The following is a 25,824-nucleotide window of genomic DNA, read 5'->3' on the forward strand; positions in this document are numbered from 1 at the left end:
CTCCGCATTTGGCTAGATTGGAAGAAGATTTTAAATTTATTGAGCTGATCAACCGACCGGAGCGCCGGTCTGATCATCGGTCTTCGTGGCCTGAACGCTAAATCGTGTAAATAGTGCGATCGTTTCGCCGCTCCCGTACCTTATAAAGAGACCGCCATCGCCCCGTACGCGATTGTCATCGGCGAAACTGCCGGAGTTGCCCTGCATGAAGTGAATGTCGTGGACACCCCGTTCCGGGCTAAAGCCGAACGTCTCATCACGTCCTTGATCCTGAAAATACTCGCCGAAGACGACAGCCACTGCTCTGGCATCAACCTTCGCCCGTTCGATTTGTCCATCCAGCATATTTGATAGTGAGACATGCGCACCGGCTGCGGGGATTGGCGTCATGTCAACAAGCGGAAAAAGCTCGTCCCGGCAGTAATCCAAGCCCTTGCCAGAAGGACCTGTGGGAAGAGCAGTAAAACCAGCACCGCCCTCTGCTAGCGTCGCTATCCCATGCTCACTCCGGTCAATAAATTTGGGGTCATAATGTACGAGCACTTCGCTACCGTCCACCGACTGAACGTTCACCGCGACACGAAAGTCTGCGTTCGACGCAGAGATCCAGATCTCATAGTGAGGCGACGATCCTGAAGGTTTTAGCTTCCCGTCTTTGACACTGCCAACAAGTACGCCATAGGTGCGTTGCGCATTCTCAGGCTTTCTGCGCTCGTGGGGCATGTGGAACTACTCCTAAGCTAGAATGTGGTTGATTGATCTCCTGGAAGCAGATTCTGAGGTATTTGGATAAGGGTTGGCTGAGGTTCGAATTTCAGCACATAGACCATGTCAAACCGATCGTCCGGCCATTTCGGGGCGTGGTTCGTGAGTGCAATCAAGCCCTCCAGAATAATTGGAATTGCATTGTGCTCCCAAGCGATCAGAACAACGCCGGTTTCCTTCTGAACGGCAGCGGCGAGTGTGGTTTCGTCGCCGCACCTATATTCGGTGTTGATATTGATGTTCAATAGCTGGGACAGCGGCTGGAGTGTGAGCGCCGTTCTGTTACTCGGGTGCTTTTCGGTCGGCCGGGCGGCAAATAGTGCCGTCGGTTGTTCTATCTCGGTAGGTTCGTCCTTCACCTCGGGGGCGAAGAAGCGAACAAGGGCGCCCGCCCGTTGCCACCCTCTGACGATCAACGAACTGTCGTCCTGTGTTCCACTCAGGTCGACACCGAGATCGGTACTATTCTCCCCAGGACGTTCTGCATGTCTGATGATCATGATCTTTCGCGGTGCCATTCCCTTCTCCTCGCAACGAATGAAACCCGCTGTCAGAAGTGCCTTCGAAATTTAGATTGGGAACGCTGGCGGTGGTCCGTTTGTTATCTGAGGCCCCTTGTAGTGAGCACGAATACTGCGGTCCGCTATTGCGTACCCCCAGTTCACCAATCCTTTTGCGATGTCATCCCCGGGATTGGAAAGTCGAGTCGAGACTGCGGCGAGCGAAGACGCGACGACTGGGTCAACCAACAATCCGTCCGACAGACCAATTTTGCTCTGGTCTGTATCTATTCCCCAGTATGCGCCGAGACGCGCACCTCGATCGAGTTGCTCAACTGATATGGTGCCGTTTTCTACTACAGCATTTCCAACCCTGAAACTTTCGATCAGTGCCCTGCGGCGCAATGCCCGTACCTGGCTATCCTCAACGTCTGCGATCCGCCGCAATTGGCTTAACCAGTCCACATGCTCGATTGGGACGCGTGCGAACGGAGCACCTCCGTCGCTAACGAAGTTCGTTGTAAATCGCTTTGCGATTGGCTCTATGCCATGATTGTCGTAGACACCACCGTCGCAAAGGACGATGCGTCTTCTAAAGGCAGCCACATCTACGCCTATTTGCTCTACGTCGTCGGGCCAATCCTCGAAATCAGATTCCGTCACATCAAGTACAACGGGAGAAAGAAATGGCGGAAAGGCGGCGGATGCGGCTACAGCCGTTGAAAGTTTTATTTGTGGGTCCGGAATATAACCCAATATGTAATCACCAGCGTATTTTCGTGTGAATCTGAAAAGGACGCCAGTCGAAAGATTTGTGGAGCAAAAGACAAATTCGGGCGAAGAAGGTAAATCTCTGAGAGTGAGATTTCCGAAGAGTAGCTGTTCGTAACTTCGCGATATTTGAATGGCGGCGGTCGTGAAAGGCAGAATGCCCGCAGCTATATCCATCACGTCGAGATGACTTTGGGCGAAAGTCAGCACCTTCGGAAGGAATATCTCACGGAAGCTCGGCAGCACCCCCATCCCGTCTGGATTTCCGTAGAGCGCCCATTGGGTGGCAAGTATTCCGGCAGCTAGAGACCCTCCAGATACGCTTGCGATACATTGCGCTTTCGAAAGCAGACCCAATTCGTTCAAACGTAAGAGCGCTCCTGCGTGGAAGAGCATCGCTCTAAAGCCGCCTCCTGAGAGAGCGAGCCCAATGCCAAGCTGAAGCCGATTCCCGCTACACGCAAAGCTGTTGGCTCTAGCGGCGGCGTCGGCGGTTATTGAATGCAATTGAATGCCATCAGTTGACATCTGATAATTGCCTTCAGGTTGAACAGCGTGAACGATTGCACAATCTAACGCATTTGTCTTTTTTAAATTTTAAAACCTGGAGCGAGATGACGGGAGTTATGCTGCCAGGACATCGATCAATCTGAGGGTGACAATGATGATCCCGGATTTGCATACGCTATCGAACCAGCGGCATATCCACCTCTTCAAGATTATCGAGGAGCGTTATCAACGCTAAGCAACCCTGATCACAGCACAAGTCCTTGTCGCGCAATATCGAGCAAGCGCGACGAAGGCTAAAAGCTAGGCGATTTCAACAGGTCGCTTGCGCTACTCCACCGTGGCGCCGTGGGTCAGTCTCATTGGAACTCCCCGCTTTTCCTAGCTAGTTTCCGTCCACAAACATACGTATTTCGGCGCGTTTACAAGGGCTTGTGCTTGGAGGAGAGAGTAGTTTAGGGCGACCGACAGGATCATGGGCGCTTGTTGTTGGACAGTATACAGTTGGCGGCGCTGAGGCGTACGCCATGAAGGCCGGCATTGGTAGCGACGGCGTAATTCCAAAAGCTAGTCGGAGTTCAGGTCGGTTTGAGGCGGGTGAAGAGGACGAGGTTGTAAGCCACAACGGAGGACCAGACGTAGGTCTTGAAGTGGTCAAGGCCCCGCCAGGTGCAGCGTGCCAAGCCGTAGGCACGCTTGAGGCATGATATTCCGGCTTCGATACCGGCGCGGAAGTTGCGCAGCTTGCGATAGACCCAATTGCTTCTGACCATGTCCTCGACCTTGAGGCCAGCTTTTTTGTGGAATGCCATGTCGCGAACGCCCCAGGTCTTGGCTGTGGCCAGGTTGCCGCGACTGGCAAAGCCGCCGTCGGCCGCCGCCTGCCGCGGCGCGTGTCCATAGACGGCGATGTGGCGCTCCAGCATTGGCAGCAGCCGCTCGCTGTCGGGCGGATTACCCGCCTCGATCACGAGATCGAGGATCATGCCGCTTCTGCCGGTGGTCAGGTTGAGCTTGTGGCCGTATTCGGTCTCGCGGCTACCTTTGACGATGATATCGGCATGGGGTTCGAACAGGCTTACCAGCTTCTCGCCCGCCGGCAGCTTCTCTCCCGCCAGTACTCGCCGCTCGCTCTGTTTGATGATGCGTTCGATCAGCGGTCGATAGCGGCAAACCTGGGCCTGCCAGAGTTGGACGAGCGGATTGCTCGCCACGCCCAGTCGCTCGGTTGCCTGCTTCAGATATGCCAAGGTCGCGCGGGCGATCGCGATCAGCTCACGGTAGAGCCGGGCCCGATTGGGCTGACCGCGTGTGAACTGGATTTTGCGGGCACGCTTCTTGGCCGCGCGGCAATGATCGCGCCATGCCAGGCCGGCGCCGACCAAGGTATCTGCCTTCTTCAGCAGGCGCACCATGACCCGCACGGCATCCCACAGCAGGCTGCTGTCGCTCGGTTCGTGTATGAGTGCTGAGGTCACTGTACTGTCCAGCCGCACGACCGTGCCGTCCTCCAGCTTCGCCTGCCGAGCGCTCGACAGCAGCGCCCGATTGATCGCTTCCCAGGTCTCGGGTCGGATCGCGCTGATCGTCTTTTGCAGCACTGACTTTTGCGGGCTCCATGACCACGGCAGACGCGCAAAGGCCCGAAACGATGCGGAGTCCTCGAGATGGAACGCCAGTTCCTGGTAGCTCAGCTGCCGGTATTGCTTGAGCAATGCGCAACGCAGCACTGCCTCGGCCGGCAGCCCTTGCCGTCCGGTGGGCTTGACACCGTGCCGACCCAGATCCCGACCCACCAAGCCAAACAGATCGTGATGCTCGTCCAGCCACTGCGACATCGCCTTCAGTTCGTGGCCGATCTCGTGCGTAGCGAAAACATCGAATATACTGGCTTGGACGGTGCGTTCTTGGCGCATTGTCGGCTCCGGCGGTTGCAGATTGTGCTTCGGAATCAGTGGCATGAGCCCAAAGTATACCTGAAACCGCCGGGCCTTACCCGCGCAAAATTCAGATTCACGTAATAATATCAATAAGTTGTCGTTTGTGGACGGAAACTAGCTATGCTCATATTCGTCGCTTCGCGCGGGAGACCGACTAACTGTTACCCGTGCTGCCCGGCCATATTGAGCGCCATCAACCGTGATGGTTTGATCGAAATCGACATATTTCTGTAAGCGATGGGTAACGACCACAATCGTGGCCTTTCCTCGTAACCACTGCAGTGTCATCGCCATATCCTTCAAGCTATTTTCATCCAAAGCGGCGTCCGGCTCATCCAAGATCACCAACGCTCGGTGGCTAGCCAGCGCCGCAGCCCTGGCGAAGATCAAACGACTCTTTTGACCACCCGACAAATTGAACTGTCTTCCTAGTCGACCCGGCTCTTCTAACAGATGGCTAACGCCCAAAGCCTGAGCATATCGCGAAAGATCTCCATGAACCGACCGTGAAACACCGTACGTCGCATTGGAAAAGCAGCTCCTCCGAAATAGCTCACCCTGTTGGGGGCAGTAGAGGAGATTTTCTAAGAGATCAGAAATCGGACCATACACCCGTTCTCTTTCACAGATCCTTATCGTTCCTCCTGTCGGAACCATTATACCGGCCAATATGGCGGCCAAGGTAGACTTCCCTGCACCGGAACTTCCCACGATAGCCGTCAAGCTCCCCGCCTCCAGCTCGAACGATACGTCTTTGAGTATGTCCGGTTTATTTGGATAAGAGAATTGGATTTTACTCACCGCAACTTTACCGGGCCGAATTGATCTGTCCGGTTGCAACGACGACGCTAACTTATTTTCGAAAGCTTTATCAGACTTATCATGAAAAAGTTCGACGGACCGCTTAAGCGAAGACCAATTTGTCTGGAAAACTCCCAAGCCGTAGGTCATCGTCCATAGCTTGTCAAAGAACATGTAGACCACGCCGGATACTACGATAAGATCAGTTACCTGCATATTACCCGCGCGCACCTCGCGCATGCTTAGCAACATTGATGCCGTGGTTGCAGTTGCAAAGAGGATACCCTTTCCAATCTTCAAGGCATTCATGCGTGCCTCCACGCTCAGACGACGACGCGTTTCCATGGAGGCTCTTTTCTCATAACGCCTAGTTTCGAAGCCACTGTTCCCCGTCGACAAAATTATAAATCTGTTCGACAAAATCTGTGCAAATAGACTTGCCTTTGAAACTCTAGCATCCGCCACGCGAGTACCAGTTCTCGCCAAAACTGGGGCTTCTTTCAAGGTGATTAACACCTCGGCGCACGCCCATGCGGCGAATATAAACCCGAACCACGGACTATATGAAAACAAGATCGCCGCAGACAAAATTGTTAAAGCGGCAGTTTCACAGATCTGCCAGCAGAAAAATTGGCCGATCAGGATACTCATCTCGCCGATACCATGCATGGCTTGTTCGAGCTCAGCATTGGATGTGGATAAATATCGGCGAGAAAAAAGAGCGCCTCGAATTACTAAACTCTGAACGATTTCCGCAAACTTGCATGAGATAGTGGTCGAAAGCAGATTTGCGGCCCTAAACAGAACCACTTGCGAAATGAATATCGACAAAAAGATTGTGCCGAGGCTCGACACAACTTCAAAGTTCGAGGCATTCACACCCGCAACGTCACTAAGCTTCTTAATCTGCACAGGCAGGAGCAATTTTGCGGCGACGCCAGCTCCCATCGCCAGCAAAAATAGGCATATTTGTCCTCTTATCTGAGATATAGCTGCCCACACAATTGGTCGCAACGGACTTTTGGCCGCTGCCGCGTGACGCCTTGGTTGCTGACGAACAGATTCCTTTCCGGAAGACCGCACTTTCAATGTCTGTCCTCCTGACTAGGCGAAAATCGTGCTGTCGCGACTACCAAATGGCAGGTAACCAAGTGATTTTGGAATAAACGGCCCTAGATCGAACTGTCTATTGCTCAACATTGACTCAGCTAACTTCTCCATCAAGACATTTGGCATGGGCCTTTGCATAAAGCGGGCCACGAATTCACCAAAATAATAAAGTGGTGCCCACGCAGCATACCGATCACAATAGTATCCGATCCAGTCCCAGTCCAAATCATGATAATACTTATAATAGTAAATCGCCGCATCGATCAAATCATATACAGAATCGACGTTGCTAATCAGCGCGTCATAATAAGCTCTTCCAGCGTAAAAGCAGATCGACATCTCGGGAGCCAATGCACTCATGCTGGTTCCGCCAATGTTCAATGAACGGAAATGGTGGAAATAATCCGACGGCTCCATGCCATAAGCGAGATTGAAATGAAGGTCGACTATATGCGCAATACGGACTTCATTCGCGGTGACGAATTCATATTTCGTTCCACCTTTCAGGATATCGATATATGGAACGAGCTCTGGGCAATTGAATTCGCGATAGAATGCATGGATTTGATGATGGCTCTCGTGCACCCACCGAGCGCTGTGCGGGTTAGCATCGTAAATCCTCAATTTGCCATCTTCACTGAAGGCTCGTCCCGCTTTGATGACACCATGTTTATATCCAGCAGAGATAAGAGCTTCCGAAGCGCCTACGAGCTCTTTTGGATGAACAAGTATGTCGGAATCTGCCGAGGGTCGTGTCCAAGGATCGGGATAATGCTGGCGGAGATCATCCCCCTTGAAAAGGACGGGGTCTATTCCACCCTGTTTCATTGAGCCAGAGATATCTACAAGGCATCTCTCAAACAAATTCGCGCGGATTTGAAAAACTTCATTGCATCTTCGGAAATAGCGCTCGTCTTCTAATGAGAGCGGTAATAAGCCACCGGCGTGTGCATATAGAAGGTAAGGTATAAGCTTTCTCTGCGAGGCATAAACTTCGGCACTGTTGAGTGGTATCGATCTCGGTTCGCCAACCGCGCCATCCAATATTTTGCTACTGATATCGCGCGTTTCGCCATTGGTGGCCAAAAATAGGCCGGTTGCAAGAATGGTTGAATTTATATCAAAGCTGCTTGACTTATACATGGTTTAACCCGAGAGATCTGTCATCTGAAAGTAATGGAAACGAACGATAGCGGCTTTTATTCACCGTGATTCATTGATGTACGTGCCTTGCGCCTTGCACATCTCTTCAATCGTCCCAACGAGCGCCGTTGCAATCGTTACTCCGCCTAAAGGGCAGCCGCTCCACAAGCAAAAAGCGTGCATGTCATTAATGTAGGTGTGCCGAAACAAAACGCTTGAACCCATTGCCATACCAGCAATTGCTCTCGGCATTTTGCCACTGATCCGAGCCCAATTTCTTGCGCCTTCTGCAGATGAGAATATCGGCGCAACGTCATGTTCGTTAACACTGTCGGTGGGTATGCCGTCTTCCATACTGTATCTTTCTGAGCAACCTTGATTGAAATGCGAATCGTTCAGCAATATGCCGCGAACCGCCAGCGAAAGTTTCAACTTGAGATTTTCCGATTTATCGTTCACCTATACCAAAGTAACGCGACGCCCACCCTTTCAGCGAAGAAAATAACGAGCGCAATTCGGAGCGATATGTCGAAATTACAGTCAGATATACTTTCATCTATGGCGAATTTACACGTTATAACTCGCTGCCGTTCTTAAACCGGCACGTGACCATCGGCGCGCATTCAGACGTACTTCCTCAGCGGGTTGTGATGATTTTTTCACATGTAGGATGTATGCATGACGAGTTACATAAGCTTCTTACAATCATAGATTTGGTTATTAGTCGCGCAACATGACAGTTATGTGATGCGGCGTGCCCCCCTAATTGAAAGAAGTGACATATCCTCAACGAAAATGACGGAACTCTTGTAAATGAACTTTTCTCACTGCCATCCGAGTTTCGATCAGTTTTTGCTCGAACTCGATCAACTGGTCCGAATTGATAGCACAAGCCCATTATCTTCAACCGCCATCGAGCATATTAGTGAGTTCCTTACCCCCTGGGGATTCACACGCCATGATCAATTCTGGACACGTCTTCACCAGACATCAGATTTGTGGATCTATATGCATATTGATACGAAGCCGGTAGGAGACGAACAAGCATGGTCCACGCCGCCCTTTGCATTGACACAAGTGAAAGATCGCCTCTTCGGACGCGGCGTTTCCGATGCGAAGTTCCAATTGCTAAACGGGCTACATTCCTTTGCCCAAGCACCCGTAAACATGATCATTGACGGAGCGGAGGAATGTGAAGGGACACAAGCTGGCAATTTCCTGGCCCTGAATAAGGTGCGTCGTCTGATTATTGTAGACGGTTCGGCAGAGGAGACCGGTCAGATCTTCGGTGGTCTCAGGGGCCAAATTGACGGAAGTGTCGTGCTTGAGACCGGACAAGAACCACTTCATCCCGGGAGAGTCTCTCATACCGAAATCATTACTCAGTTGGGTGACATGCAGACCCTAATGAAAGGGCAGCATTTTAATCTGACCCGAATCCATGGAGGTGACCCGATACGCTCCCTTACGCTTGAACAAGTATTGCTGGGATTCGACTTGAGGTTCATAGAAGAGCAGGAGCAAATCCAAAAATTCCTGAAGAAATATAAACCGCAAATACGGCAGTATTTCCCGCCGGTCATTGGATCCGATAGCATTAAACGGCGACCAATCGCACCTTTTTCAAATCCCATAGGCATGTCAGCTACGAAGTTTGATACAGTTTGGGTGCTACCCGGCGGTCGAGCCGACAATCGAGCGCATAGGCCGAACGAGAATATATCAATTCGTCAAATTGGCGAACATCGAGCCTTGCTCGACGGATTTGCTGCTGCTGGTTTCGACGTGCAATAAGAGGCGAAGTCTCCATTGGACAATTTCGCGGAGGTTGATATCTGATCATCTTCGCACCCGCAGGTATTGCATATCTCCTCCAAAGGGACCTCCTGATCATGACTGAGCAGCTCATAATCCAAAAAGCAACAGACCAAGATTTGCCCGACCTCATCAGACTTTACGCTCAACTTCATCCGGACGGACCAGAAATGAGTTTGGAAAACTCATCTCGAATCTTGCGGGAATTCTCATGCTATTCGGGAAGCGCAATATTCATTGCAAAGCTAGGCGCAGCTTTGGCCAGCACCTGCACTTTAGTCGTTGTGCCAAATCTAACCCGGGGTGGGACGCCTTACGCGCTTATCGAGAACGTAATCACAGATGTTGAATATCGGTGCCGTGGCTTTGGTCGGCAAGTCTTGGAACACGCGATTGAAGCAGCCTGGCGGCATAATTGCTACAAGGTTATGCTACTTACTGGATCGAAGGAGACCGCAACACTTCGGTTTTATACGAACGTTGGTTTCGAGCAGAGCAAGGTCGGATTTCAAATTAGGCGGGTTCCGGCGCGGCAGTCTTGACGAGTTGGGATGGATATTAATGTAGCAATCCCACTTGCGCGTTCCAGCTACTTTGATGGTCGCGTAAGCCGTGCGGAGTCTACCACTCTTACGCGAGCTTCGTTTTCAACAACAGATTGGCGTAAACACGTAACACACGGCATATGTCCGTCGATACTTCGCATGGGGAATCGCGCCAACGCGCCTTTCGGGAGCATTATATACTCTATCGTGGCAGTAGTCAGCGTGATATATGCAATCAATACACGACATAACATTTAATACACGCCTACATAAAAGTGTCACGGATTGCCGGTAGTGATTGCATTTGTACTTTCACATTGCAATCACCGGCAAAGGCGTTTTGGGGTCGCCTTGCGTGCGTGAGCGCTCCCAAGGAAATGCGCGAAGAGTATGTCTATTGCTGCAGAATCACTAGCTGCCCCTCTCTCACTCGATTGCGGCCTCTCAGTTCTCTTGCCTGGGCAAGAGGCCGAAGAATGGCTTACCCGGCAAATCGAGAACCTGTTCAGGGAAAACTACTATAATTACCACTTCATGTGGAAGCTATTTGACAATTCGCGCTACCGTTTTCTCGATTTCGATTTCAGCGGAGCGCTAATTGGCTTTGGCAGTGTCGAGGCAACTGGAAAATTTGCAATTTTGTCAAATCTGCTGGTCGCAACGGCCGCGCGCGGTCGGGGGGTTGGCGCTAAAATAGAACAGGCACGGATGCAACTGGTGGCGAACCTTGGGCTCGTTCCGTACTCGAGCTGCGTAACACTAGGAAAGCGCAGCCAGCGCCTAAAGGAGCTGCATGGTATGCAGCCAATTAATTGGAAGCTGGGCAATAGGATCAATGTACTCGAGAAAGACAACATCAGCTCCGCAGTCGCTTACGCTGGAGACCTGAAGATCTGTCCAGCGATAAACGATGACCGAATTGAATACGATGAAGCCAATGATCGAACGAGATTAGTCTGCGCAACACAGACACAATACGATCGATGGGTGGCTGAATTGCGTATGCGCGACAGGTCATACGTCGACATACTAGCCCATCCTCTTGTGGAACTGGACTCCGACTTCCTTCCACAAGGGCTAGATATTGATTTCCATACTGGTAGCTGGGGCCGACTTTGGCAGCTAGACAATAAAGTTCTGCGAGACGGGCTGACAGGATCACTTGATCTCAGCGTCCCATTCGACGTCATCGCATCAAACGCAGAAGTTCTAATATCGCATCTTTGGATCTGAAGTGCTTGGGGGCGATAGCACTTCAGCTCGCGCCGAGCTGTAATTAAAGTTGGAGAGACAACATGAAGCTATATTATGCTCCATCGGGGAAGAGAATGTTGCCTTATCCGCCGGTTGCGCCTGCGCTTCTCGCAGCAAGCCTTCGGAAAGAGGGAGTGGTGGCAAGGGTCATAGATTTGGAAATTGAAGCCTGGCTACGTGACCAGTTGCAAGGATTTTGGCCGACTAATCGTGATATATTGCATCCCTACCGTATCATCGGGGAGGATGGTTGGTCGGCAGAGCTTGAAGAGTTTGCTTGCGATCTGCTTGATATCGCCGAATATAACCCGGGCGAGCCGATAGGCATCTCTACCATGGGATACGAGCAACTCGCCAGTACGATGATTCTTGTAAAAAAGGCACTATGCGCTGGCTCGCGAGTCATTTTGGGTGGACAGTTTTGGACCGACTCGACCGCTCAAAAGGTCCTCGAAATCATTCGAGATACTCGTTTAACGATCGTTACAAGCGATGGATATGAGTCGATTGTAGAATGGCACCGCGGCGACTCGCTGCCTATTAACGCACTCAGCTGGAATGGTGATACCGTTGCCGTCGGTCGGCGAAAAGCGGCATTGACTCGTGCGCCTACCCCTGAGTATCCCGACTGCAATTGGTACGGCTACGATCGCTACGCATCTAAGCTCATGGGCGCGACGGACTCTGTAAGGCGGGCGCATCTGTATGTCTGGGACAAACAATGTCCGTATAAGTGTACATTTTGTCGAGTAAGTGCCGGTAGCAACGTTAAGCTGGGCGCACCGGAGGGTGTGGCCGAAGCGATGTCTGACCTGCTAAGCTTGGGCGTAAAGCAACTGAACTTTATGACCAATGAGATCAACCCAACACTTTCGTACATGAGGCGCTTCGTCAAGGCGTTGTCGCCAAGTCTCGAAAACAAGGAGGATGTATCCTGGTTCAGCTACATGCGCCCCGACTTCGCCGCTCCCTCCGATTTTGCTGATCTCCGGAGAGTCGGTTGTCGCCTGCTGCGTTATGGAGTTGAGACAGGGTCTCAACGGCTTTCTGACTTGATGCGAAAGGACTATAAAATCCCTATCATCGAGGAAACCCTCAAGAACGCATCCGACGCGGGGATTTGGAACCACGTCAATTTTCTCATAGGTTTCCCGGGAGAGGTGGAGGAGGATATCGAGCAGACGCTGGAGTTTATTGATCGGGTCGCGCCTTACCTCCATTCTGTCCGACTTAATCCCTTTTATCTCCCGCCGGATAGCCCAATGGCCCGTGAGCCGGAAAAGAGCGGCGTGCGTTTGCTTGAATTCAAGAATGGCTTCTGGGACTTCGAGCTTCTGGATGGTACGCGAGATGAGCCCGCGACCATTGAAGGACGGCTAAACCGCATATCAGAGCGGGTAAAGAGCTATGGCATTGGGTTTGCAGGGGTGTTGCCGTTTGAAACGCTTGACTTCCTTGCCCGTTACGAAAATCGCGATAATGCGATCGTCGAAATGCAACGTGAGCGGCCTTACATGTGGGAAAGTTCCTCTGCCGATTGGCTAAAAGGCCAGTTGGGCGCCTATGAAGCCCCTATCGAGTGGAAGGCAACGATCTACAAGCGCGGGAAGAACTATTCCCTCGCACTTTGCAACGACTGACCTCATTAGCAATTTCATCTTTGTTAACAACTAACGTCACCCTTAGTGCGGTGCGAAAGGTACGTCATGGCATACAAGGAACGCATTGAGCGCCTCGCGACGCTTAAACTTACTCAACCAGAATCATTATACGAGCAAAACAGCTACATCGCAGATGTTCTAAATCGTGTGGAAGAAACGTTTTCGAAATGGGATTGGCAGGGACTCGAAGCTGAAGGATTCCATAAGAAACAGGATTATGCCTTCATTTACTCCTATCCGCCGGTGAGAACACTAGATCCAATAGACCAATCAGAACTGTTTCAAAAATCTCGATTCGGAGGATTGAACGGACCTATCAATCTATACGTCCATATTCCATATTGCACCGGTATCTGCAGCTATTGTTACTTCGCTAAAGTCGTAGATAGCGATCGCGCTCCAATTTTGCGAAGTGACTACCCAGAATATATACGTCGCGAATTGTCTATGATCCTTGATCAAGATGGTGGTTCCCCATTTATACAAACTGTGCACTTTGGTGGGGGGACACCATCTACGCTGAACCGTGATGAGTTATCCCACATTCTCGAGACCATTCGACGCTGTAAGATGTCCGAGGAAGCGGAAATAACATTAGAATGTGCTCCAGAAACGCTTGTCGCCGACCCTGACAAGGTTCGTATGTTTATTGATTCTGGAATTAATCGTTTCAACCTTGGCGTAGAATCGCTCGATGACGATGTCCTCAAGATAATGGGCAGGAGGCATGGTGCCGATCAGACAATGAGAGCAATGGAGATATTGTTCGAAGCTGGCGTAAATAACCTTAACGTGGATGTGATTTACGCGCTGCCAGGCCAAAATCTTGCATCGTGGATTGATACATTGTACCGTCTAGAGAGCGCTGGCGTGCATTCAATTAGCAATTATAGGCTGCGTCAACATCCGCTGAAGGCAATCTCAAAATTACAAGCAGATCTCTACCCCTCGTATGAAGAGGGTCTCAAGATGCAGCTTGCCCACGGAATAGTGATGGATGATGCTGGCTTTATCCGCTCATCGAGTCACAAATACGCCCGAGGAGAGAAGAAGCTACAGCGACAGGTTGAGCTTAAACGTGGCGTTGGACACAATCAACTACTCAGCTTGGGCTGCGGAGCGTATGGCTTTATCAATGACACCTTTTATTGGAATACCAAATCATTGAATGAATATCGAGATGCAATTTCGGCGGGGAAATTGCCAATCTGGATTGGAAAGCGTCTAACTCCGCTTGATCTTCAATGCAAGGCAATGGTTCAGGGGATGCATACCAACGCTGGCGTTCCAATTCAAGGATTTGCCAATAAGTTTGAGGTAGAGCCGCAGGATAACTTTGGTGCAGAGATAGACAGAATGGTGTCTCTTTCTTTGCTAGAGATCACTGACGGTCATATAAGGCCGACTGAGACGGGTCGCTTCTTCGCTGACGAGATTAGCACAAACTTCTATTCGGGTGACGTGAAAGCTAGGCTGAGCACGGTCGGCATGCGTTATGGAATGCTGTTCGAGGCAGACAAATACGTCTAGGTTTCTCTCTGGTAACTCAGCATGACTGCTAGAGAGCTCCCAGAAGCTTCGCACTATCAATCTAACAAGAGCTCCGGAGACAATGGTTATGTCGCTCCACACCACCACCCTTTCGATTTGGGGGGTTCCTTTAGAATTCTCGGTACAGGCTCCAAATGTACTCATCCGGTTGGAGGATGAGTTTGCGGGTTCTATTGTAGCCAGCTCGGAGACGGCCAGTCATCGATTTGTACATCTCTGTGGCGAATTGACAGACATACCGGACGAGCCTCTACGAGCTAGACATCGAGGCGGCTCCAGTGGTGATAAACGGTACATCGATGGCCGGATTTTCAAAGCGGAGACACAAAACCGCGATGCTGTCGTGGTTGAGGAGTGCGACAATACCGGCATCTATATCTTAGACGGTTGTGTTGTCGCCACTGACCTTGCCAAGACTGTAATTTTGGGAGCGAGCGATAAACCTCATGTCCTCGCGGATTTAGTTGAGGCATTCCTTCTGGATCACGCGCGTGCGCAGGGATGGATGCAGTGCCACGGAGCGGGATGGTTGCGGGCGGATGGTGGCGCTTGCCTCGCCGTGGGTCCTTCAGGTGCGGGCAAAACGACGCGTCTTTTGGGATCCATTAGCGAGACGTGTCGGTTTCTCGGCAACGATCGTTTATTTCTCCGATGGTCAAATGGGCGATTGGAAACGCGTGGCTATCCACTGGCGATGAATGTCGGTTGTGGAACTATTCGAGGCCTAAAGCTCAATATTCCGCACTTCGATGGAGAAGACCACGAGAAGATTCGTCTTACACCGCGAGACGTTCAACGCATATTTCCGGTCGATTACGACAATTGGTATCCGGTCGCCGAAATTGCTGCACCTGATGTAGAGGCTTTGCTCGAGAATTTATATGTCGAGCCGGATCCGTCGCATCCGAATTGGAATGTGGCGTGGCGTCGGGAAATTCCGACGGCGGACGTGCGTAGCATCGTCGAAGCGGCAACCGCTCCGGAGCTGTTCAAGCCAACAAGACTGAAGGCCGTTGGGAATAACCTCGTATTGGAAACCCGCGAGCGACTGTAAGGCAAGCCAATGGATGTAGCAGGCTCTCACGCTGCCGAGCAGAATCGGCTGCGCCGTATCGCCATTTTCTACCAAAAGGTGCGTGACACATCTCGTGTTGCCGGAGGAGAACGTGTAGTCGCGACGTTGCGATCTCTTCGGCGAGCTCGACGCCGCCTAAAGCGCATTGGCTTCCGCCTTAAGGAGGCGGAAGATGGGTCGGTTACGGTACGTAGGCGAAAACTGCGCAAAAAGGGCGACATCGCTGCCACGACCGTCGTGGCCGCCATGGAAGCATTTATCTTGCGAAATCAGTTGGTCTATGGCGACGGGCGACGTGGCCGTGCTTCTTGGTCGTTGCCCCTAAATACACTCGCTCTGGACGAGGACTCTGCTCGCTACGTAGAGTCCGCCCTCCCAAGCGTTATAGCGGAGTTTGCACAATTTTGCCGGGGCGTTATTCGCGATTGTCTCGACGGAAAGCCTGCGTCTATTCCGCTTTTGCGAGGGGTGCCCGCCGATGTTCGCGACCTTTGGAGGCGCGAATTGTCCAATACTGCTGGTACTCCTTTCTGCTTCCGACCTGATCTAGTTGTCACCTCTTCCGGTGATGTCAAGATCGTTGAGTTCAACGTTGATAGCAGGCTCGATCGTGGCGTGGCGGAGGGTGTTTCTCGATATTCTAGGTCACTTATCGGTAGCCAACGCAGATTGTTGGGAGGTAAGCTTGTCGAGTCCTATACTGATGCTGCCCGCACGATCGTAGGCGAAAGCGCACCGATCTTTGGTGCAACAGTGACTGGTACCAGTTGGCGACGCGAGTATTTCTCCGAGGAGACATTTTTCTGCAATGAGCTTTCACGACAAGCAGGATTGAAATGGGTAGTTCGGCATTTAGAGGAACTCGAAGTTGACGCTCGGACGGGCACCGTTCGAGATCGGGCAACTGGCATGGAATTCGACATCTTGCGTATCGATTTCGATCTGCTCGGAAGCTTTGGAGAAGGCCGGGCGCAAGAAGTTGACTTTGCTAACGCCATAATGAAACCCACCGCAACGCCATACGTTGGATCGATGCTGCCGTTCGCGGACAAACTCCTTTTGGCGGCGGCGACTACCTCCGATAGAACCTCCCCTACTTTGAAGGCGGCATTATGCCCAACGTCGCTGTTCTCGCCGACGCAGTATGAGCCTATGCTTCGCGCCCAGGCAGAAGGTCAGCATTTCGTTTTAAAGAAATGCGGCTTATTCGCCGAAACGACTGGATCAAAAGCTGTTGTAATTTCTTCAGACGTTGGTGCATCTGCATGGAGAGAAGCGGTCGATCAAATGCTGCGCGATTGGCGAGAGGAAAGCGCGCTCTGGGTAATACAACCGAGACTTCAACCAAAAAGATTTGAGGTAGCTTATCGCCGAAGGGTAAACAGCATCACAAAAAGGGCCGACTGCTTTGTTCGTCTCTCCCCTTTTTACACGCAACGGATGGAACCTGGCGACGATGTGTGTTTTCAACTTGCTGGCGCCGTCGCAACGGCAGGCACCGATCCTGAAACACTCAATAGCGGTCACTTTACAATACGGGGACTGCGAGAATCTACTTATCTCGCAGTCACCGCGCCGAAGGTGAAATTTCATCCAGAAGAAAGCCTTGAACTAATGGCAGATGTCGTTGGCCCTCCGATCGCCGCAGAACATTTCCTATCGAGTATCCCTTGCGATCAAAGTGCCTGAGTCCTCCCTCGCTCGCCGGACTCGATCGATCTTTTCAACACCTCCAAGGCATGTTGTTGCTCGAGCGTCAGTCGCTCGCGGTCGTCGAGAGGCAATCTCCGTCTGATTTCGTCTACACTGATGAAACTCTCAAGCATCTTGATATCAAATTGCTCGACCCGCGATGACACGAGGTCACCCGCAGAGTGAACTGTGCCGATCGACATTAGCCTCGCGACCAACTGAGCGAAGCCTTCATCGGTTTCGATCGCGGACGCAACCCAAGATTTCGGAGCATCTACGCTTCCAGTATAGTCTCGCCAGCGGTAGAGAAGAGACGCGAGATCCGGCTCATCCAAAAAGGCAGCAATATCAGTCGATTTCTCGACAATTTGACGGAGCCATTCCTCCTTCATCAATCTAACAGTGTTCTCGTCGAGCTTCGGATCAATCCGAGAGCCTTCTTCCTGGTCGGCAGGATCGTTGAGATGAATTATCACCGATGCGACCGACAAGGCACCAGTCATGCGCAACGCGTTGAGAGTCTCCGCTCCGCGCGTTTCTGGAGGAATCCTATCGATATACCAGCTTATAGCGCGCCACGCTCTTACCCAAGGCGAACTGAACGGATCTTCACGTTCGGCGACGAATTTCTGAGCAAACGCAAACATCGCCGGAAGCAGGACGCCCGCGTTTTCAACCGGAAGCTTCTCAACTCCGTCGTCCAACCGACCTGCAAGAGAGACCGAGAGTCCACGTTGTTCGACACTCGCGAGTGCATTTTGCAATAGTTCAGCATCTGTCGATGCGGACAGGATATCCACAAACTCATTTTCCGATATCTCGTCAGCCCCGAGCTGCAGCTCAAAGTACCGCGCGAAAAATCTCTCGCTACAGACACGCTTGGCGTCTGACCAGCTCTTGTGCCAGGCGTCACCAAGATGCCTTCCGCCGAACGCCCATTCTGTTTTGGGGAAAAGAAGCTTAAACGCGGCCTCGATCGTTGATCGATTGGCTTCACTTGCTCTGTTGACAAGCTCGATAAGCTGAGTTCGATGAGCATCGTCTTCCCGATCGCCCCGGAAGCGCCCGGATTGAAGAAGCAATTCCTGCTGATTGAAGAGAGCCGCGTACAAATCAGGTTCGAAAACCTGAATTGCATCCAACGCCAGGAAGTCAATAACATTGACCTCAAGCTCATTCTTCCCGACATGCAGCGGCAAGTGAATTGCCACTGATGACAAAAACCGCCGGGCATCCCGCAGGTTTTCAACGAAGGGCAGGATCGTTCCGAGAAGGGCGTTGCCCCATCTCACCTGCTCAAATCCGTTCTTCGGTGTCGCATGTGGGGACGCTATCCGGCTGAGATCGGTAGTGACTATCTCGTGAACCGACGATTTCGATAGTGCGGGAAGGTCAAAGTTTGCTTGAACGATCTTCTTCAGGAAGTCTCGCCCCTGGCTATTTGCGATTGGGTCCAATGCGCTTTCAACGATACTGGGCTGAAAGAGCAGCACAAAGACAATGTTGGGGAGATTCGCGTTCACCTTAATTTGGCGAATTAAAACCCGGATCTGATCGGGTTCCAAACGATCAATGTCATCTACGAAGATGACCAGCGGCCGATCCAAACCTCGTAAGCTCTTTTCGAGCGCGATGCGAATTTTATCCAGCGGCTCAGACCATCTGTCTTTACCGAAGTAGGCAATCACGTGTCCGACGATCGGAACAACGATGCTGGCAGTCGCCAAGGCTCCTGCGATCTTGGCGACAGAGGGTAGCTTCAAACCGAGCGACGTTGCGACGGCAATTACGGAAGCATTCGCGAGGAAGAGCGATATTGAAGTTTGGTCGGCGCCAATTTTCTTAATCGAAGGGCCTGAGCCTGTGAGGATCGCGCCATACTTTCGGAAGATTGACGCGCGCCTTCCAGCCTCCGACGACAGCGGCCCGCCAAGTTCGTCGGCTATTTGCTTAAAGAGAGCCTTCGATATGGCATCTCCGTCGCCCCATTGCCATGGATTGAAATCCATCCAGCGAGCACCAGACTCTCGCGCAGCCAGCTGCTCGATGACAAGGTTTTTCAAAGACGATTTGCCTGTTCCCCATGCTCCGCGAATGGCAAACACCCTGCCCTCGTCGAGATTGAGTTGACTGAGTATGTCGGCGATGCGTTCGGCAAACTTGCTGCGTCGCAAGAGATCTTGCGATGCTGTCCGGATCGGAACATCGGAACCGATATCGAAATCGGCCGAAAAGGGTAGCCTTGCTGCCGTACGCGTGAACCAATTTCTGAAGCTTCCGAAAATCATCTCAGCGGCCTAACGGTAGTCTATGCGACTTCTCAATTACCCAATCCCCATGTATCGCCGAGTAGTTGCCGCCGTCGCGATTGTGAATTGCATAGCGCTCTATCGCCTCCATAGCGGATCGCCATAGCTGCCGCAGGCCAACTTCACTCCTTGTCGATACAGAATTGATCTTCCTCTTGCAGGCCGTAAGAATACAACAGATGCGCGAGCTTCTGCTAAATCATCAACAACTTTATTTGGCAAACTCGACAGCGCTGTTAAGCGGCCTCGCCGATCAGGGCCAAATTGCGTTGATCAGTTCGGCGAAATGATGCCCTCCCGAAGCCAACTGCCGAGCCTGAATATCTGCAATTTGTTGAGCATACGGGCTCGCTTTTGCATCGACCGGCCAATGGTGCGGTCCGGTTTCTGGCTCGACTTTCAAGACTTCCAAATTTTCTTTGGCGGCATCAATCGTTTGCGAAGCCCATGTGGCCGCCCAGTCCGTGAACGATCCTGGCGTTGGCGCAACGGCGGAGGCAGGTACGGCTTTTGCGTTAGCGATCGTTGCGTCCGAAACGTTGTCCCAGATCGAATGAAGGTTCTTTGTTGCGACGAACATAAAGTTCCCTCCTCGTGTGAACGCTGGATCGGCATCGTCGCCAGACGTCGCGGGCGTTTCGTGCCCGTCACCGTCAAGGTAGATAGCGCCCACATGCAATGGCTGGTGAAGATCCCCAACGAGATGCGCGAGCATCAACAAAGCTTCGCGTTGATCCATGCTATCGGCGAATGGTTTAGACGCGCGGTTTCCCTGGAGGACCGTAATCGCCGCGTCAATCGCATGGACTACGTCGTGATCGTTGGTTCCCGGCTCGCCAACTTTATAGGCCGGGTTTGCGGATGAGATATCGACGTCAGCGAAATGGTATTGATCGTGGCATGGGTTTCCGTCGCACCAGGGCGTGCAGTTGTCCCAATTCTTTTCGGCGAACGCGACCATTTGCTTCTCGGCATCAGCAGTCCAAAAAACCGAGCAACCGTCGGCGTAACGCTGGTCCTTCACGTAGTGCAGTGAATCTTTCGAGCCCTTGACATCCTTGACGCAGTCAAGCCACGGCCCGGCCTGCTCCAAACTCGTCCCGATCAAGGATGCAACCATTGCCCTGGCGTGCGGATTGAGATTTGAGTCAGCAATCGCACCGACGGCCTGGTGCCCTTTGGCTCCCCAGGCGAATGCATGTGCAGGCAACATCATCAAAAGCAATGCGAATATGGAGGCGAGTGCGCGCATGTCAGGTCCTCTTCAATGTGTCACACGGAGATCTAGCCAGACTTCTTCAACGCTCGTATGAAAATCTCGAAACTCGAATAACCACTTCTGCGAGCATATCTTAATCGTGTGGGTTTGGGAAACGCTCCAGACCACTACCGAAGAGCAAAAGCTAAAATTTTATCGAATCCCTTATCGGGACAGCAATTGCAGTTTGCTAGGTCAAAGATACAACCTCATCTTGGTGCTCCCGTGTCGATTGAAGTTCTCGATCAGCCTGTAGAAGAACGCAGCCCATCAGCGCGCGATCGCTACAATGCGTGGTTCAACGAAATCGATGGCGAAACACTAACCAAGGCGAAGAAGGAAATCTTGCGAGCTCGCGCCCGAATGACGAGAGCGATGTTCGACATGTTCGAACTCGCGGAAGCCTTTAGAGCTGAGAGCGGGATCCCGGCCAACCATATCGACACCTGGCTGCATGAGGAATGCGGGCTCGACCACGACCAAATTTCGGTCGCTCAGTCGCACAAAAAAATGTCGGAGGACGCTCGGGAAACAGTCCGCCTCCGCCTCGTTCCTTTTGAAACGTTGAAGGCGCTAACCCGGGCAGGTGACAAGACACAAAGAGAAGCGCTGCTGAGGATTAAGGACGGTCAAGTCGTTGATGCCGCAGCAATTCGGCAAATCTCGACGAAATTGGCAAATCGGGCGGCCACCGACTGGAAGGAAAACTTCAAGCTTCGCAAGAGGATAGTCGATCGGGCCGTCCGCCAACAGGGAAAGTTGCCGATCAGAGAGCTGGAAGATGTGGTTGGCCGCCTTCATGAACGCCTGAGGGAATACGTTTTCATTTGCAATCAGCGTACTTCCGCCGAAAGGCAGGAGGGACTCGAGGGCGATGGCCCGGACGTCTTGTGGATTATGCAAGACGCCCGAGACGCGTGTGATTTGTTCACAATGCTCTTTCCGGGGCCTTACGGGGCCGAGGAAGATATCGGCACTCTGCTCATCGACGATTTCGAGAGCGGTGTGAAGTCAGCCTGCTTCTATGCTTTGGACGATCTTGCCGACGGTGATTTTTACATGGAAGACGGCATCCTGAAGCTCGGATGCGAAATCAGCCCCAGCACGGTTACGACCTTCCTTTCCAGAAACAAAGCTCACGGCAACCAACTTGCCCGATTTAGTGTCAGGCCGGTGAAGACGCTTCAGACTATCGAATTGTGCGCGGGTGCTGGTGGTGAAGCAATCGGCTTGTGCGCTTCGGGCTTCGAGCCGATGCTACTCGTAGACAATGGATTGCGCGCAAGCCAGACGCTGAAAGCCAATCGACCGGACTGGAACGTCAGCCGCCTGAACCTGAAGACCTGCAATATCGAGGAAGAGTTTGCGAAGTACAATGGCAAGGTTGACCTAGTCTCGGGCGGCGTGCCCTGCCAGCCCTTTTCCGAAGCGGGATTGCGGGAAGGCGAATTGGACAAGCGCAATCTGTTCAACGAGGCCATCGAGATTGTCGGTGCCGTGCGACCACGCGCATTCTTTTTTGAGAATGTGACTGGCTTAAATGACGATGACCACATCAAAATGCGGCTCGGAAACTACAGCCAGTTGAAGGATCTCGGCTACTCTGTCAGCACGTTTGTAATCGACGCGCAGGACTGGGGGCTTCCGCAGCGCCGCGCACGCGTCATTACCTACGGTTTTGCAAAGAGCAGTTTGCTGCCTTCGATGTGCCCACCCCGATCGACGGACTCTCGCGGGCAACACTCGAGACGGTCGCAGATGTTCTGTTCCCCTATTTGTCAGGCTCGCCCTGGCGCAAGCCGGACGGCGAGGAATTCAGCGACGAGGCACAGAAGCAGTACGATCGCTGGGCGAACGCCTGGCTTGGCGAACATAAGTCCAAACACACGCCCACTGTTGTGAACTGGCCTATCCAAACAACCGCAATATTGGAGCAGTGGGAAGCACAAGGGATTTCGTTCAACGACTTGAGACCAAGTCCCCCACGCCCCGGCGAAATAACGGAAACCGATATCGAAAAGCTTTTGGTGCCGATCACCATATCTCTGCTCAAGCGACTACAGGGCATTCCCGACGATTGGGAGTTGGCACCCGATGCGGGCTTGAAGGCACAGGCGCGTTTGGTAGGGAATGCATTCCCGCCAGTGCTTGCAAGAATGATTGGTCATCGGATCCATGCTGTTCTTTCCGGTGAAGAAATCGGTCTTCACGAGGCAATGAAAGACCAGGTTCGAAAACCAGTGGCGAAAGCAGCGCCGAACAGAACGGTGAAATTTCCCAATGATCCTCGCCGACAAAAGGCGGAAGAGTCGCGCCAACGTCTGAGGGAGCGAAACCGCGCCATCGCGGAAGAATATTACGCCAGCTTCGAACTTAGCGATAAAGATCGATACTACCCGGACGATGGCGACGATGACGACCATCCCGACAATTCGAGCGTCGAGCAACTCGAACGCATTGGAGCAAGCATGAGAAGGGCGGCCGAACGAAAGCGGGCCGAAGCCGTTGTTAAAATCGACGCTTCAGGCTCGGGGAATATTCGAGCCCGTAATGCTTAGCAATCAAGGCTCCGATTTCCCAGGTTGAACGCACAGGCGCTTCACCGACCTCCATGTCGTCGACGTAGAGCTTCGCTGTCTTCCCGAATTCCATCCTATATTGGCGCTTTTCGCGGTCTCTGAATGCGAAGCTTTCGACGCCGTTGGCATCTCGTTGGGCCGCAATGTGCGCGCCGAATTTAGTCGACGTCACTTCCTTGATGATCTTGTAGGCTTTCGCGAACTCAACGTTCTCGCTGCGACATTGCTGAGGCACGTTTTCAGGAATAGGCGTTTCGACAATCTTCTCCGCGAGACCATCGATTATCGATTGCAGCGACAGGCCTTCGAGTTCGATTCTTAAGCTGTCGCCAGAGTTTTCCAGGCAAAGCCAGTCATTGTCGCCGAAGTAAATCGGCCTGGCCTTCCAAATATCCATTTCGGCCCGAGCCCATCTGGCCTCCTTTGATCTTGCAGCTGTTCTGGTTGGAAAGCCGACGGTCACGGGGCTTTCCCGTCCCTGGTGTCGGTCGATGAAACGGATAACGGTACAATTGCTAATATCGTACACGTCCATCTCCAATCCCCTTGCCCGAAGTACTGGAGCGAGTGCCTCAAGCTCCTTGAGCCGTGGAGCGAGGTAATCCTCCGCGTCTTTCGCGCGCTTGGCCTCTACTCGGTCCTTAAAGCTTTCGCGCATCGTGGACATTGGCGGTCTCCTTGTTCGAGCGATGTCCGAACATTGAGGAGATTGCATGCAAGGAACTACCGTAGTCGGCTCGCTCGTCGCAAAGCGGCGTCTGTTAACCATAAATTAGGAAATCTATTAAAATTCTTGGTAAACGTCCCGGAATGGTGCACCTTCTTGCGCGTTGCAAGCGCTCGGAGGGCGTTGACGTGTCAGAGGTACGAATATCCCGTTAATCGCGGGAGGTATCGAACGGCAGGCTTAGTTGGCCGCCCCATGGGCGATATTGAAATCCGCCCCTCTCCCGCTGTCGATCATGAAGCTGATCACTCAGCCGGAGGCTTGCTATGACCATCATGAAAAATGACCCGATCGTCAGAACAATAACCGACGTCCTGTTCTCTGCATTGCAGGCGATAGGTCGCCGGATATTGGCAGTTCTTCTTTAGCTATTAGCTGAGAATCTGCGCATCTAGACATGGTTCGAAGCGGCATTTTCCACGTGAAGGGGCTGTGGTCATCGAATTTTTGAGCCATGTAGAAGCCAGACAACAAAGGTCGGTATCAACACCATGGCAGAACATGCTGCGACTAGCAACTCAACAATTCCCTCCGTTGGTGCATCCGAGCGGACGGGCTTTCCGCACATGTCGTTGCGCAAGGACCAGGCTTCCGAACCCATTTGGAAGTTCGGAGCGCGTAGCGAGTACCTCTTCGTAGATGGCGGGCGCTCGCTCGTGATCCCTGCCATATCGGAGCTCATAGAGTCGCTTCGGCCCAAATAAATCCCGACAGGAGCTTCCCTTCGAATTGCCCGAGCTTTTGGTGCCGCCAAAGGCAACGGCTAAGCTATGCGTACGAATAGGAGCTTCAGGCATGAAAAGCATACAGGGCTATCGCTGAAGGTCTCTGACCTGACGCTACCCGCAGGCCGTCTGAACCTCTGACGTCCCAGTCCTTCGATATTCCCACGCGGGCGCAGTCGTGTCCGCGAACGGACACCCATGTCTTACAAGCGCAAAATGGAGTTCCGAATGCGCCCCGAACACTTCATCAAGCAACATATGCTTAATCGCCGAAACGGCGTCGAGGTGGACTTCAGTGTTCCGGAAACGACCGTCTGGGCGAATCCGACGCTGCCTCCCCGCTATGGGCCGGTACTTCCGTCGCTTGGCAACCGCAAGCCATCTCCGAAATCGCCGCTCAACTACCGTGGCAATCAGCCGAACCTCGACGGCGAACGCATGATGTATTTCGAGAGCTCCGTTGAGCAAAAGGCTGGGCGCATCTTTCGCGCATCTCCTGATGTCAAGGAACTGCGAGAGCAGTGGCCGACAGTTGAATACGTCGGCGCCGATGGCCAGCGGCACAAACATACGTTCGATTACTGGGTCCGGCGTCCGAATGGCAAGCGCGTAGCGATCGCTGCCAAACCGTTTGAAAAACTTGTAAGGCTCGGCACCTTGCGCATTCTACGGCAAATCAAGCGGATGGGCATTCCCGAGTATGCCGACTCCATCAGCGTCGTCACGGAGTCGTTCGCAAACGACGACGATGATGCCAATGCAGGTTGGATCCTCGTATCCCGTGAGAAATACAATGAAGACGAGTACCTCGCGGCGCGCGCGCTTGTAGCCAGCATCACAGGCGCCGTCCGCTTCTGGGATCTGCTTCGCGGGGCTCCCATCCCTGGCCATCGCCGCACGGCAATCTGGAACCTCATCGACGAGGGTCTTCTGCGCCCACTTGAACCGGGTCGCATCACCGATGTCTCACTTCTTGTCTCTGGCAAAAACTAGCGAGGTCATGCCATGAACCAGCTCGTCTCCCCACGAATGGCTTCCGTAGGTCCATTCCGATCTATCACTACGGTCAGAATGATCGGATCACCATCGACGACAA

Annotated in this window: 20 protein-coding genes; 10 read left to right on the forward strand and 10 right to left on the reverse strand. The window is 52.5% G+C overall.

Annotated features, from left to right (window positions below; translation table 11 throughout):
- Nucleotides 1-48: 48 nt before the first annotated feature.
- From QA648_RS27515 to QA648_RS27545, 7 genes are all read right to left on the reverse strand, one after another.
- Nucleotides 49-723 (reverse strand): DUF2278 family protein, encoded by a 675-nt coding sequence (locus QA648_RS27515; RefSeq protein ID WP_283051930.1) that lies wholly within the window; start codon nt 721-723, stop codon nt 49-51.
- A 17-nt stretch (nt 724-740) separates the two neighbouring features.
- Nucleotides 741-1,283, reverse strand: a complete 543-nt coding sequence (locus QA648_RS27520) for a histidine phosphatase family protein (protein WP_283051932.1) — start codon at nt 1,281-1,283, stop codon at nt 741-743.
- 51 nt (nt 1,284-1,334) lie between these two features.
- Nucleotides 1,335-2,402 carry a patatin-like phospholipase family protein gene (locus QA648_RS27525; RefSeq protein WP_283051934.1) on the reverse strand — a complete coding sequence of 356 codons (1,068 nt, stop codon included), beginning with the start codon at nt 2,400-2,402 and terminating at the stop codon, nt 1,335-1,337.
- Between the two features lie 719 nt (nt 2,403-3,121).
- Nucleotides 3,122-4,459 carry an ISNCY family transposase gene (locus tag QA648_RS27530; protein WP_283046984.1) on the reverse strand — a complete coding sequence of 446 codons (1,338 nt, stop codon included), beginning with the start codon at nt 4,457-4,459 and terminating at the stop codon, nt 3,122-3,124.
- A gap of 138 nt (nt 4,460-4,597) precedes the next feature.
- Nucleotides 4,598-6,367, reverse strand: a complete 1,770-nt coding sequence (locus QA648_RS27535; protein ID WP_283054285.1) for an ABC transporter ATP-binding protein — start codon at nt 6,365-6,367, stop codon at nt 4,598-4,600.
- Nucleotides 6,368-6,388: 21 nt separating this feature from the next.
- Nucleotides 6,389-7,537 carry a nucleotidyltransferase family protein gene (locus QA648_RS27540; RefSeq protein WP_283051936.1) on the reverse strand — a complete coding sequence of 383 codons (1,149 nt, stop codon included), beginning with the start codon at nt 7,535-7,537 and terminating at the stop codon, nt 6,389-6,391.
- A gap of 60 nt (nt 7,538-7,597) precedes the next feature.
- Nucleotides 7,598-7,969, reverse strand: a complete 372-nt coding sequence (locus tag QA648_RS27545) for a hypothetical protein (protein ID WP_283051938.1) — start codon at nt 7,967-7,969, stop codon at nt 7,598-7,600.
- Between the two features lie 381 nt (nt 7,970-8,350).
- On the opposite strand from QA648_RS27545, the gene QA648_RS27550 reads away from it, so the two are divergent.
- The 7 genes from QA648_RS27550 to QA648_RS27580 all read left to right on the forward strand — a co-directional run bounded on the left by QA648_RS27550 (nt 8,351) and on the right by QA648_RS27580 (nt 17,127).
- Entirely contained in the window at nt 8,351-9,331 is a 981-nt protein-coding gene (locus tag QA648_RS27550; RefSeq protein ID WP_283051940.1) for a M20/M25/M40 family metallo-hydrolase, read from the forward strand.
- Between the two features lie 98 nt (nt 9,332-9,429).
- Nucleotides 9,430-9,894, forward strand: coding sequence for a GNAT family N-acetyltransferase (locus QA648_RS27555; protein WP_283051942.1), 465 nt, complete (start codon nt 9,430-9,432; stop codon nt 9,892-9,894).
- A gap of 393 nt (nt 9,895-10,287) precedes the next feature.
- The gene (locus QA648_RS27560) at nt 10,288-11,130 is read left to right on the forward strand and encodes a GNAT family N-acetyltransferase (protein WP_283051943.1); all 843 of its coding nucleotides are present in this window, start codon (nt 10,288-10,290) and stop codon (nt 11,128-11,130) included.
- 62 nt (nt 11,131-11,192) lie between these two features.
- Nucleotides 11,193-12,791: a radical SAM protein gene (locus QA648_RS27565; protein ID WP_283051944.1), complete on the forward strand. Its 1,599-nt coding sequence runs from the start codon at nt 11,193-11,195 to the stop codon at nt 12,789-12,791.
- A 66-nt stretch (nt 12,792-12,857) separates the two neighbouring features.
- Nucleotides 12,858-14,342: a coproporphyrinogen-III oxidase family protein gene (locus QA648_RS27570; RefSeq protein WP_283051946.1), complete on the forward strand. Its 1,485-nt coding sequence runs from the start codon at nt 12,858-12,860 to the stop codon at nt 14,340-14,342.
- An 88-nt stretch (nt 14,343-14,430) separates the two neighbouring features.
- On the forward strand, nt 14,431-15,417 hold the full coding sequence (locus QA648_RS27575; RefSeq protein ID WP_283051948.1) for a hypothetical protein: 987 nt from the start codon (nt 14,431-14,433) through the stop codon (nt 15,415-15,417).
- A 9-nt stretch (nt 15,418-15,426) separates the two neighbouring features.
- The gene (locus QA648_RS27580; RefSeq protein WP_283051950.1) at nt 15,427-17,127 is read left to right on the forward strand and encodes a hypothetical protein; all 1,701 of its coding nucleotides are present in this window, start codon (nt 15,427-15,429) and stop codon (nt 17,125-17,127) included.
- On the opposite strand, the gene QA648_RS27585 is transcribed toward QA648_RS27580, so the two are convergent.
- Nucleotides 17,115-19,418: a P-loop NTPase fold protein gene (locus QA648_RS27585; protein ID WP_283051952.1), complete on the reverse strand. Its 2,304-nt coding sequence runs from the start codon at nt 19,416-19,418 to the stop codon at nt 17,115-17,117. The genes QA648_RS27580 and QA648_RS27585 overlap by 13 nt on opposite strands.
- Before the next feature lie 274 nt (nt 19,419-19,692).
- Nucleotides 19,693-20,691 carry a S1/P1 nuclease gene (locus QA648_RS27590; protein ID WP_283051954.1) on the reverse strand — a complete coding sequence of 333 codons (999 nt, stop codon included), beginning with the start codon at nt 20,689-20,691 and terminating at the stop codon, nt 19,693-19,695.
- 231 nt (nt 20,692-20,922) lie between these two features.
- Here QA648_RS27590 and dcm point away from each other — a divergent pair, with 231 nt between their 5' ends.
- Together dcm and QA648_RS27600 are read left to right on the forward strand one after the other, a co-directional pair.
- A complete protein-coding gene (gene dcm / locus QA648_RS37060) occupies nt 20,923-22,599 on the forward strand; it encodes a DNA (cytosine-5-)-methyltransferase (RefSeq protein WP_349254304.1) in 1,677 nt (558 codons plus the stop codon).
- Nucleotides 22,600-22,625: 26 nt separating this feature from the next.
- Nucleotides 22,626-23,255 carry a DNA cytosine methyltransferase gene (locus QA648_RS27600; protein ID WP_349254305.1) on the forward strand — a complete coding sequence of 210 codons (630 nt, stop codon included), beginning with the start codon at nt 22,626-22,628 and terminating at the stop codon, nt 23,253-23,255.
- Here QA648_RS27600 and QA648_RS27605 read toward each other — a convergent pair.
- Nucleotides 23,206-23,943, reverse strand: coding sequence for a hypothetical protein (locus tag QA648_RS27605; protein WP_283051958.1), 738 nt, complete (start codon nt 23,941-23,943; stop codon nt 23,206-23,208). The genes QA648_RS27600 and QA648_RS27605 overlap by 50 nt on opposite strands.
- A gap of 1,013 nt (nt 23,944-24,956) precedes the next feature.
- Here QA648_RS27605 and QA648_RS27610 point away from each other — a divergent pair.
- Entirely contained in the window at nt 24,957-25,721 is a 765-nt protein-coding gene (locus tag QA648_RS27610; protein ID WP_283051960.1) for a hypothetical protein, read from the forward strand.
- Nucleotides 25,722-25,824 lie beyond the last annotated feature (103 nt).

The sequence above is a fragment of the Rhizobium sp. CB3171 genome (assembly GCF_029714265.1).
In the GTDB taxonomy this organism is placed as follows: domain Bacteria; phylum Pseudomonadota; class Alphaproteobacteria; order Rhizobiales; family Rhizobiaceae; genus Rhizobium.

What these genes read in the sequence shown, in the direction of transcription:
- QA648_RS27515 (WP_283051930.1), bottom strand. Translation starts at nt 723, where the DNA reads ATGCCCCACGAGCGCAGAAAGCCTGAGAATGCGCAACGCACCTATGGC.
- QA648_RS27520 (WP_283051932.1), bottom strand. Translation starts at nt 1,283, where the DNA reads ATGGCACCGCGAAAGATCATGATCATCAGACATGCAGAACGTCCTGGG.
- QA648_RS27530 (WP_283046984.1), bottom strand. Translation starts at nt 4,459, where the DNA reads ATGCGCCAAGAACGCACCGTCCAAGCCAGTATATTCGATGTTTTCGCT.
- QA648_RS27540 (WP_283051936.1), bottom strand. Translation starts at nt 7,537, where the DNA reads ATGTATAAGTCAAGCAGCTTTGATATAAATTCAACCATTCTTGCAACC.
- QA648_RS27550 (WP_283051940.1), top strand. Translation starts at nt 8,351, where the DNA reads ATGAACTTTTCTCACTGCCATCCGAGTTTCGATCAGTTTTTGCTCGAA.
- QA648_RS27555 (WP_283051942.1), top strand. Translation starts at nt 9,430, where the DNA reads ATGACTGAGCAGCTCATAATCCAAAAAGCAACAGACCAAGATTTGCCC.
- QA648_RS27560 (WP_283051943.1), top strand. Translation starts at nt 10,288, where the DNA reads ATGTCTATTGCTGCAGAATCACTAGCTGCCCCTCTCTCACTCGATTGC.
- QA648_RS27565 (WP_283051944.1), top strand. Translation starts at nt 11,193, where the DNA reads ATGAAGCTATATTATGCTCCATCGGGGAAGAGAATGTTGCCTTATCCG.
- QA648_RS27570 (WP_283051946.1), top strand. Translation starts at nt 12,858, where the DNA reads ATGGCATACAAGGAACGCATTGAGCGCCTCGCGACGCTTAAACTTACT.
- QA648_RS27575 (WP_283051948.1), top strand. Translation starts at nt 14,431, where the DNA reads ATGTCGCTCCACACCACCACCCTTTCGATTTGGGGGGTTCCTTTAGAA.
- QA648_RS27580 (WP_283051950.1), top strand. Translation starts at nt 15,427, where the DNA reads ATGGATGTAGCAGGCTCTCACGCTGCCGAGCAGAATCGGCTGCGCCGT.
- QA648_RS27585 (WP_283051952.1), bottom strand. Translation starts at nt 19,418, where the DNA reads ATGATTTTCGGAAGCTTCAGAAATTGGTTCACGCGTACGGCAGCAAGG.
- QA648_RS27590 (WP_283051954.1), bottom strand. Translation starts at nt 20,691, where the DNA reads ATGCGCGCACTCGCCTCCATATTCGCATTGCTTTTGATGATGTTGCCT.
- QA648_RS27605 (WP_283051958.1), bottom strand. Translation starts at nt 23,943, where the DNA reads ATGTCCACGATGCGCGAAAGCTTTAAGGACCGAGTAGAGGCCAAGCGC.
- QA648_RS27610 (WP_283051960.1), top strand. Translation starts at nt 24,957, where the DNA reads ATGCGCCCCGAACACTTCATCAAGCAACATATGCTTAATCGCCGAAAC.